Below are 9565 nucleotides of genomic sequence, written 5' to 3' on the forward strand. Positions count from 1 at the left end.
CGGAATGACGCCGATTTCATGCATGTAGGTGCAGATGACGGTCTCACCATTATCCTTCTTGCCGCCATCATAAACGGTCATGCCGCTGTCAGAACGATAGTAGAAGTATGAGGATACAGAGCCGTAATCAAAATCGAACTCAAAGTCTGTCAGAATGACGGTTGTATCGCCAGCGGCAAGGGTCGTGTCTTCGCCGTCATAGGTCGCAGTGACCGATACATCACCTTCAAACGCAATCGTGTTGAACGTGTCGCTGACTTCGAAGTCGGTGATGATGTTGGTCCCGTCATCGGTATCGAATTCGAACCGGTCGTCTCCATCATTGCCGGTGAGGGTATCATCGCCATCGCCTGCAATGATCGTATCGTTCCCGCCTCCGGCAACAATGGTGTCGTTGCCCGCACCCCCATCGAGGAAATCGTTGCCTCCGGTGCCGGTGCCGTATCGGTAGTCGCCATAAAGCGCATCATCACCGTTACCGCCATAAAGGCTGTCGGCATCATCGCCGCCGCTGTTCCACCAGTGGCCCAGCAGCGTGTCATTGCCGTCTTCGCCATAGAGCTCGTCCGCGCCGTCCGCGCCCTTTATCCAATCATTGCCGCCAGCGCCAAAGGCAATGTCGTCTCCGCCGGTGATGCCATTGACATTGTCATTGTTGTCAGAGAGGACGAGACCATATCCTTCAATATTGGTTGCCGTGCCACTGAAATAGGAGCTGCTTGAGCCGAACCCCCCGTCGAAACGGCTGTCGCTGTCGGACAGGTCAACAACAATCCGGTCGGTACCGTCTCCACCGTCGATGGTCGAGCTGTCACCCTGTTGAATGAAAATGATATCATCACCACCAGCGGCATCGATGTCGTCGGTGCCGCCGCCGCCGGTGATCATGTTCCGGACGTCACTACCGGTAATCGTGTCATTCGCAGTGGTTCCGATAGCATTTTCGACGTCGACCAAAGTGATATCGAGCTCATTGCGGACGTTTTGTTGACCGGTATCTCCCAAGTCAACGGAAATGCCGCTGTTCAGGCCTGTGAAGGAAATCGTGTCGGTTCCTTCGCCGCCGTTGTAGTAGAGGTCATCGCGATCCGAATTGACAACAACGGTGTCGTCCCCTTCCCACAAGGCCATGTAGTAGCTGGAACCACCAGTGGTATTGGTCGAATCGGTCCGGATCACGTCGCTGTAGGAGGAGCCGGAAACGAACCGGTGATCATCATCGGCGATAAAATTGTATCCGGCAAAATTGCCCATGATCGAGAGTGCTTCGCCATTGTTCAGAGCCGAATCGACGGTATCGTAAAGATCTCCAAATGTTGTGTCGTCGAGGACAGTGTCGCCTTGACTGATGCTTATGTCGCCATTGTTGTTCTTGGAAAAACTGACCCGGGAATCCCAGATCGCCTGATGAATTGATTCGAAAACGGTGGCCTTGTTGACGGTTGCCCCTGACAGGCCGGCTGCGGTGATGAAGTCGTCATAATAGTCTTCGTCAAACGAGGCTTCGAGGAATTCGCCGCCGTTATCGGCGTCGAGCCAATACTCAAAGGTTCCATTGGCGGCATTTCCGTCAAGCGGGATCGGGTCGTCGACACTTACGGTCGGGAGAATGACCATGTCGTAGCGCGGGTCGTAATCGGTCAGTTCAACTGTCGACGATTGATCGCCAACACGTGCGTTCGATGAAGTTGCCGCACCACTCAGGGCGGAGTAAAGGGCCGCGCTGCCAAGGGAAGTAACAGTGTCCAGGACGAGCCCGGCAATCGGGTTGGTACTAAGCAAGCTATCAGCGGCGAGTTTGAATAGTGATTTCGATACGTCAAGACTGGTGGAGCCGGCTTTGGCTGTCGCCCAGGTTGCCCAGTAGTCAGCAGTGCTTTCTGATGCATCGGATGATCCGATGTCTCCCAGATAGAGGATATCATTCCCGTCGCCCAGCGTGACCGTGTCAGAGTCGCCGGAGTTGATGTCACCGGGATCGACAAAATCATCCCCGGCACCCGCTATGATCGTATCGTTGCCCTTGCCGGTATAGATCGTATCATCACCGTCTTCGGTTTCTACGGTATCGTTTTTATCCCCATTGTTGGCAAAGAAGAAGTTGTCGCCACTTCCGCCGTAAAAGACCCCCTTGCCATCCTCGACGTAAAATGTGTCGTCACCCGCGCCGCCGGTGAAAGTGCCGTAGCCGGTCATGGTGTCGTTGCCGTCGCCACCATCAAAGTCGCCGTTTCCGTCCTTGGTGTCGTCGCCGTCGCCGCCATAAAACGTGCCCGAGCCGATCGCTGTGTCGTCGCCTGAGCCGCCGTAAAAGATATAGTTGAACCAATCGAGGTCGACCGTGTCATTGCCGTTGCCACCGTAGAACTCCACATCGGTGACCGGTGAAACTTCGCGGTACTGTTCGTCGCCATTCAAGAACAGATAATACCAATCCAGACCGACAATTCCGGACCCGATGGTACGTGTGTCGTCTATTGTGTCATTTCCGGATGTGCCGTTAATTGTTTCTGTTGCCATTTTATAAACCCCGCCATTGTTTTGTTTTTACTTTCGAAAATCTGATTGGTGATGGGTTGTGCTCAGAAAGTATTCTATTTATTTGTTTTTATATTACAGGGAGTGCCGGATTTAATGAAAGTTCTCATGGCGACCCATTTGGAGATGATTGCGACAAATGGGCATAATGCAACTGTTACACAATCAATGACAGTTGCGTGCCTTTGGGTGCCGCCACGGATTAGGCTCCAGTTTTCAGCTGGCTATCATTAGATCGGTGGCTGATTGTGTTCTATGAGTGCAGGCCAAGGACGCCATAGATGGCGTGTTATACGGGGCGGGCGCCCGGCCGATACGGTTGTTCAAGATGCTTCAAACCGGAGAAACTGTTGGAACTCAGAGTGCTGCTGCCAGGCGCGGATGCCTATCAGGAAATCAACGCCAACCTTGTCGCCTACAATGAAACACAAGTGGACTGGGAGACCGAGACACTGTCGGTCGTCATTGCCGGCGACGGCGAAGCAATCGTCGCCGGGGTGCATGGTGTCGTCCGGATGGGCGCAGTCGAGGTGCGCGGCTTGTGGGTCGATGAAAATTTTCGCGGGCAGGGGCTCGCAGCCCGCATTTTGACCCGGCTTGAAGTGGAGGCCGCCAGGCGCGGTGCCGGGACCGCTCTGCTCGATACATACAGCTTTCAGGCCCGCGGATTTTACGAGCGCCAAGGCTACCGCTGTTTCGGAACCTTTGACTATCCGAATGGCGTGCAGCGTGTCTACATGACCAAGAGCTTGCTGGAATGAAGCGCGGTCTTGCTGTCAGGACGTATTGTCCGGCCTTTCATAGGCCACAGGTCAGCGGCGGCGCCTGAGCGGTTTTTCCAACCCGTAAAACGCGTCCGCCATGTCTTCGACCCTTGAGGTCAGCAAGGCGTGTGCGTCGCGGACGCCGAGATTGTAAAACTCCGGCGCAAAGCTTTCCGTCAGGAAGTCGACCAGCCGCTCTGCGTCCATGTTGCCGATCTCCGTGTCCAGCTCGTCCTCCAGAAACCGGCGCAGCTCCTGGGCGAGCGCCTGTCTCTGTTTCCGGTCAAGCTGAAGATCGGACACGGTGCGTTCCTCCTGTCAGGCGGCAGTTTCCAGAAGGCTTTCGAACACAAGTCTTCCGTCCAGACCGCCATGCAGCGGTTCGACGAGGTTTTCCGGATGGGGCATCATGCCAAGGACGTTGCCCTTGGCGTTCATGACGCCCGCAATGTCGTTCACCGAGCCGTTCGGATTGGTGCCGTTCGCGTAGCGGAACACGACCTGGCCGTTGTCTTCGACGGCCTTCAGCGTGTCGGCATCGGCGAAGTAATTGCCGTCATGATGGGCGACGGGGCAGCGCCAGACCTGCCCCTTTTCGAATTTCTTCGAAAATTTCGTCGCGTCTGTCACCGTTTCGAGAAGGACTTCCTTGCACACGAAAGTCAGTCCGGCGTTGCGCATCAGGGCTCCGGGCAGAAGACCGGCCTCGGTGAGGATCTGAAAGCCGTTGCAAACACCCAGGACCGTAACGCCCTTGGCTGCTTGCGCAACCAGATCCTTCAGGATCGGAGACCGTGCGGCAATCGCGCCCGAACGCAGGTAATCGCCATAGGAAAAACCGCCGGGAACCACAACGAGGTCCACATCGGGCAGGGTCGATTCGGTGTGCCAGACCGACTGCGGGCGGGACCCGGTGATCAGTTCCAGAGCATGGAACATGTCCCGGTCACGGTTGGAGCCTGGGAATACGATGACAGCGGTTTTCATGGTTCTCGGGTCCCGGTCGGTCTTTTATAGCAGGAACAGGACCGCCATTACGGCGGCAAAGGCTGGAAAGAGCACGAAGATCGCGGCCTTGATGGCCATGAATCTCATGGCTTTGGCGGCGTCTTCATCCATATCCGGCCCCGTCAGGCGATTTCGATCGCGTAGTTTTCAATCACCGTGTTGGCGAGCAGCTTTTCACACATCGCCTCAAGTTCGGTGCGCGCGGCGTCCTTGTCGGCTCCGCCGAGTTCCACATCGAACACCTTGCCCTGGCGAACACTGTCGACGCCGTCGAAACCCAGGCCGCCAAGGGCTCCCTCGATGGCTTTTCCCTGAGGATCGAGAACACCGTTTTTCAAGGTGACGATCACACGTGCCTTCATTGTGCTGTTTCTCCGGGGTGCGTTGCCGGTTTCAGGTCCGGCAGGAAAAGATGGGGCTCCCATACACGAGGAACCCCATCAACAAAAGACCCGATCTGCACAAATGCCGGGAATTAGGGCAGACGCCGGATCGTCGTGCTTGCGAGGTACCTGCGCAGATTGGCTTTTGCTACCTTGGCAGACGGGCCGATCGAAGCAACGCCGGTGCCTCTGTCGTTCTGAACAATAAAGCGCGCAGCAGCATATACCGGTTTTCTTCCAGGAGCTGAAAACTGGAACAGCATTTCAAATCCGGAATAGGTGTCGTTTGTTATTCTCTTGGTCGAGAGCGTTTTGACACCGCCGTCAGTTGCACGTGCGACTGATTTTCCGACCTCGGACATCAGTCCGGCACTCAGGATGTTTTCCCGAATTGCTTGTTCGGCGCTGCCTTTGACTTTCAGGGGCGAAACCACAATCAATTGCCGGGATTTACAGGTATTCGGCAGGCAGGTGTAGATTGTATCGCTGCCTTTTTGGGTGCTGATCCAGCCCTTGGGTGCGAAGGCCGTCTCGATGCTGCCCGGTTTCAGTCCTGTCGTCTGACAGGCAGCCAGGAAAAGGCAAAGGAAACCGGCGGTAAAGACATTCCGGACGAGATTGTATGTGTTCAAAGCAAAACCCCCATGTCGCGTTTTGCGCGGCATAGGGGCTATTGGTGTCCTGATCAATCATGCATGGCAAATTTTGCCAATTATGTGGTGGAGTGAGAGTATCACTTCACCAAAGTCGGGCCGGTGGCTGCCGGACGGTCGTTGCCGTTCAGGATTCCGAGCCGCTTGGCGACTTCCTGATAGGCTTCCAGCATGCCGCCGAGATCGCGGCGGAAGCGGTCCTTGTCCATCTTGTCGTTGGTCTCGATATCCCACAGCCGGCAGCTGTCAGGCGAAATCTCGTCCGCAACAACAATACGCATCATGTCGCCCTCGAACAGGCGGCCGCATTCGATCTTGAAATCGACCAGACGGATACCGACACCCAGGAACAGGCCGGACAGGAAGTCGTTGACGCGGATGGCCAGCGCCATCATGTCGTCCAGCTCTTGCGGTGTCGCCCAGCCAAAGGCGGTGATGTGCTCTTCGGCGACGATTGGATCGTCCAGCTCGTCATTCTTGTAGTAGAACTCGATGATCGAGCGCGGAAGCTGGGTGCCTTCTTCAAGGCCGAGGCGCTTGGCAATCGAGCCTGCGGCGACATTGCGCACGACCACTTCCAGCGGAATGATCTCGACTTCGCGGATCAGCTGCTCGCGCATGTTCATGCGGCGGATGAAGTGGGTCGGAATGCCGATGGTGTTCAGGTGCTCGAATATGAACTCGGAGATCCGATTGTTCAGAACACCCTTTCCGTCAACAATTTCATGCTTCTTGTTATTGAAGGCGGTGGCATCATCCTTGAAGTGCTGGATAAGCGTTCCGGGCTCAGGACCTTCATAAAGAATCTTTCCTTTGCCCTCGTAAATGCGCCGGCGGCGGTTCATTGGCACGTACCGTGAGTGTTTGAGAAAATCCATCGATCGGGGTTTGTCCTTGGCAATCTCTGTTCCTCCCAAGGCGCGTCGACCGCGCGGCCCGGGTTTGGCAACAGTGCCCTTTCCCCGCATTAGCGGCGCGGAACTTACCCGATGCGGGTGAAAAGTACAATCGGCCCGTAACAGCCTTTTTGGGCACTCTATCAGGGTTTTGGGGCAAATTCGCGATCCTTGATTGATTTGAGGAGGTTCGGGGGATATGGAATGTCGCAAATCTCTCCTATAATTGGAGCAGTAGGCCTATCCGCACTTCAGGAGACACCAGGATGAGCACATTCGACAAGCGTGAGGACCGGTTTGAAAACAAGTTCGCGCATGACGAGGAGCTGAAATTCAAAGCCAGCGCGCGTCGGAACAAGCTTCTGGGGCTTTGGGCCGCAGAGCTTCTCGGCAAGTCCGGCGCTGACGCGGAAGAATATGCCAAGGAAGTCGTGCGTGCCGATTTCGAGGAGCCGGGCGATGAGGACGTGTTTCGCAAGATCCGGTCCGATTTTGACGCTCATAACGTCGCGCAGTCCGATCACCAGATCCGCCGGACCATGGACGAGCTGATGCAAAAAGCCATCACCCAGATTCAGAACGAGGGCTGACCGGCTCTGACCGTCAAAATTTGATTTACCAGCCTTCGCAATCATCTTGCGGAGGCTTTTTTATGACGTACTGCCCGGACTTGCAGGAATTTAATGCGCTCGAGACTTGCGCGGTGTTCCGTTCCGGGTCTTGACTGGTCCTGTCGATCATCTTTGGAGGGGCCGTCATGCAATCGCTTGCCGAAAAACTGAATTCGGGACAGACCGTTGTGACCGCATGGTCGGGATTGGCCGTGCCGATCCTGTCCGAACTTCTGGCCCGCAGCGGTTATGAAGCGGTGACCCTCGACTTGCAGCATGGCATGCACGATATCGCCAGCGCCCGCGATTCATTCGCCGCAATGAGCGGGCTGAATGCCCACCGGATCGCGCGAATTCCGGTCGGGGATTTTGCAACGGCCAGCCGGCTCCTTGATGTCGGAGCCGAGGCGATCATTGCCCCGATGATAAACTCGGCGGCGGATGCGGCGGATTTCGCCGACTTCATGAAGTATCCGCCGCGCGGCCGCCGCAGCTGGGGCCCCCACCGGGGTGCCATGCTGGGCGGGCAGGATCCTCAGGCCTATTTCGCCAGTGCGAACCGCGACATGCTTGCGCTTGCAATGGTGGAGACAGCGGAGGCACTGGCTGCGCTCGATGACATTCTGGCTGTCCCGGGCCTTGACGGCGTTTTTGTTGGCCCGAGCGATTTGTCGCTGACCTTGTCGGGCGGGGCGGGTGTTGACCCGAACGGCGCGGAGATGACGAGGGTGGCAGCGGAGATCGCGGCGCGCGCCCGGGCGGCCGGCAAGATCGCATCCATTTTTTGCATGACGCCGGAAAAGGTCCAGGAATCCCGGAATGCAGGATATCAACTCATGGCCTACGGCATGGACATGGCGCTGTTCATGGAAGCCGCGAAAAATGCCGCTCAAAAAGGCCGCTTACCTGGCAGCTGACGGTTAAACTGCCCGTCAGTTTCGTCGGGAGTTTATGGGCAGCAGTGATTCACGACCGCGACTGTGCCCCAGCCAACGGTCGCGTGATTTTAGAGGGTTTCAAAACTGTCAGGATCAGGCCGGAGATGACAAGTGCGGCGGCCAGCAATTTGGTGGCGCCGAGATCTTCGCCCAGGAACACAGCCGAAGATGTCATGCCGAAAACGGGCACGAGCAGGGAGAATGGCGCAATTGTACCTGCTCCATATTGGCTGATCAGCTTGCCCCAAACCGCAAACCCGAAAATTGTGGCGGCATAGGCGATGTAAAGCACTGCGCCGACCCCTGTGAGGTCAAGGCCGGTGATCGCATCGGCACTGGCCTGCCATCCCTCGAAGATCAGCGACAGGCAGATCAACGGGATTGGAGGAACCAGACTGACCCAGACCATGAGGCTCAGCATATTGACTTGTCCGGCCTTTTTCATGAGCAGGTTGGACAGGGCCCAGGCCATGGCCGCGGACAGGACGAGGGTCAGTCCGGTGTGTGTCGTTTGACCGTTCATCGTGAGGGCGACAATGCCGATACCGGTGAAGGCAAGGGCAATACCGGCCAGCTGTCTCGCCGACGGACGCTCGCTGAGAAGCAACGCTGCCAGGATTACAGTGAAGAATGCCTGGGACTGAAGCACGAGAGAGGCCAGCCCTGCCGACAAGCCGGTATCCATGCCCAGAAACAGCAAGGCAAACTTGACGACGCCGAGGACAGTCCCGATCCCGAGAATAATGCCCCATCCGGTTTTGGGCCGGGGCAGGAAAAACACCAGCGGGAATGCGGCAAGAACAAAGCGGAGCGCCGAAAACATAAGCGGCGGAAAGGCATCAATGCCCAGGTGAATGACTACGAAGTTGAAGCCCCACAACGCGGCGACCAGGACAGCCAGAAAAATGTCAGTCAGTCTCATTCGCAAGCTTTCGGTTGAGGGGCGATCAAGTTTATCCCAAACGTTTCATGAACAACGCAAAGGACATGAGCCCTTCGGGCCAGGGGCCGTGGCCGCTGGCCATGTTGATGTGCCCTGCCTCGCCCGCATCCTGAAATGTGGAGCCCCAAGCGCTGGCAAAAGCCTTTGCCCGGTCAAAGCCGCAATAGGGGTCGTTCCGGCTTGCGACCAGATGCGTGCGGAAAGGCAACGGATGCATCGGAATGGGCTTGAACGTCGCTCCGTCAAATTCCGGTATCAGCCCCTCCCTGTCCCAGTCGGACGGGGCGACCAGATAGGCTCCCCTGATCTTGTCCTTCAGGCGGTGGGCTGCTTGGGCCACAAATACACAGCCCAGCGAATGTGCCACGAGCACCACCGGACGTGTGGTCTTTTCCAGCCGCTTCAGGAGCGTTTCTTCCCAGACATGAAGTGACGGGCGGTGCTTGTCCTGTTGCTCCACGATCCAGGCATTGGCCATTTTCGCTTGCCAGCGGTGCAGCCAATGGCCGGTTTCCGTGCCGCCATATCCGGGAATGAGAAGGATATCGGTATCTGCAATCTTCACGGTAACGTCTCTTCCAGGTCAGTCTGATCAGTTGGTTTCGCTTCCTCGCAGAGGCTGGCGGTCCTGTCAAACTGCGAAAGGCGCCACCGGACCTCTTGGGCAGGGCCCGGTTCTGGCAAGCATAGAAGGTGCCGGTAACAGACTGGCTGCCTTGAACGCCACGTGTGTGCCAATCCCGAAAAATCCATGGTTCTGATAGCCACTGGATTGGCGTTGATTTCGCTGCGGAAAACGATTGGGTGAATTCAGGCGCGAAGTGCAACACA

At 56.7% G+C, this 9565-nt stretch carries 12 protein-coding genes; 3 read left to right on the forward strand and 9 right to left on the reverse strand.

The window, feature by feature from the left end; genetic code table 11:
- The coding region (locus E1297_RS06990; protein WP_155135681.1) for a calcium-binding protein at positions 1–2520 on the reverse strand (2520 nt) is incomplete at its 3' end.
- 368 nt (positions 2521–2888) lie between these two features.
- Here E1297_RS06990 and E1297_RS06995 point away from each other — a divergent pair.
- Positions 2889–3299 carry a GNAT family N-acetyltransferase gene (locus E1297_RS06995; RefSeq protein ID WP_196223231.1) on the forward strand — a complete coding sequence of 137 codons (411 nt, stop codon included), beginning with the start codon at positions 2889–2891 and terminating at the stop codon, positions 3297–3299.
- Positions 3300–3350: 51 nt separating this feature from the next.
- Here the strand turns inward: E1297_RS06995 and E1297_RS07000 are convergent, their stop codons facing one another.
- The 6 genes from E1297_RS07000 to purC all read right to left on the reverse strand — a co-directional run bounded on the left by E1297_RS07000 (position 3351) and on the right by purC (position 6224).
- Positions 3351–3605 carry a DUF2164 domain-containing protein gene (locus E1297_RS07000; RefSeq protein ID WP_209015682.1) on the reverse strand — a complete coding sequence of 85 codons (255 nt, stop codon included), beginning with the start codon at positions 3603–3605 and terminating at the stop codon, positions 3351–3353.
- 15 nt (positions 3606–3620) lie between these two features.
- Positions 3621–4289: a phosphoribosylformylglycinamidine synthase subunit PurQ gene (purQ, locus tag E1297_RS07005; protein ID WP_155135687.1), complete on the reverse strand. Its 669-nt coding sequence runs from the start codon at positions 4287–4289 to the stop codon at positions 3621–3623.
- Between the two features lie 24 nt (positions 4290–4313).
- The gene (locus E1297_RS50215) at positions 4314–4421 is read right to left on the reverse strand and encodes a phosphoribosylformylglycinamidine synthase-associated small membrane protein (protein WP_155135690.1); all 108 of its coding nucleotides are present in this window, start codon (positions 4419–4421) and stop codon (positions 4314–4316) included.
- 11 nt (positions 4422–4432) lie between these two features.
- Positions 4433–4672: a phosphoribosylformylglycinamidine synthase subunit PurS gene (purS, locus tag E1297_RS07015; protein ID WP_155135693.1), complete on the reverse strand. Its 240-nt coding sequence runs from the start codon at positions 4670–4672 to the stop codon at positions 4433–4435.
- Between the two features lie 113 nt (positions 4673–4785).
- Positions 4786–5325, reverse strand: a complete 540-nt coding sequence (locus E1297_RS07020; protein WP_155135696.1) for a hypothetical protein — start codon at positions 5323–5325, stop codon at positions 4786–4788.
- A 101-nt stretch (positions 5326–5426) separates the two neighbouring features.
- Positions 5427–6224, reverse strand: a complete 798-nt coding sequence (purC, locus tag E1297_RS07025) for a phosphoribosylaminoimidazolesuccinocarboxamide synthase (RefSeq protein ID WP_155135699.1) — start codon at positions 6222–6224, stop codon at positions 5427–5429.
- A gap of 284 nt (positions 6225–6508) precedes the next feature.
- Here purC and E1297_RS07030 point away from each other — a divergent pair, with 284 nt between their 5' ends.
- Together E1297_RS07030 and E1297_RS07035 are read left to right on the forward strand one after the other, a co-directional pair.
- A complete protein-coding gene (locus tag E1297_RS07030; RefSeq protein WP_155135702.1) occupies positions 6509–6832 on the forward strand; it encodes a DUF1476 domain-containing protein in 324 nt (107 codons plus the stop codon).
- A gap of 167 nt (positions 6833–6999) precedes the next feature.
- Entirely contained in the window at positions 7000–7770 is a 771-nt protein-coding gene (locus E1297_RS07035) for an HpcH/HpaI aldolase/citrate lyase family protein (RefSeq protein WP_155135705.1), read from the forward strand.
- A 49-nt stretch (positions 7771–7819) separates the two neighbouring features.
- Here the strand turns inward: E1297_RS07035 and E1297_RS07040 are convergent, their stop codons facing one another.
- Together E1297_RS07040 and E1297_RS07045 are read right to left on the reverse strand one after the other, a co-directional pair.
- Positions 7820–8713 (reverse strand): EamA family transporter, encoded by an 894-nt coding sequence (locus E1297_RS07040; protein WP_155135708.1) that lies wholly within the window; start codon positions 8711–8713, stop codon positions 7820–7822.
- A 31-nt stretch (positions 8714–8744) separates the two neighbouring features.
- Positions 8745–9299, reverse strand: coding sequence for an RBBP9/YdeN family alpha/beta hydrolase (locus tag E1297_RS07045; RefSeq protein WP_368669479.1), 555 nt, complete (start codon positions 9297–9299; stop codon positions 8745–8747).
- Positions 9300–9565: the final 266 nt, after the last annotated feature.

It is taken from the genome of Roseibium sp. RKSG952 (genome assembly GCF_009711355.1).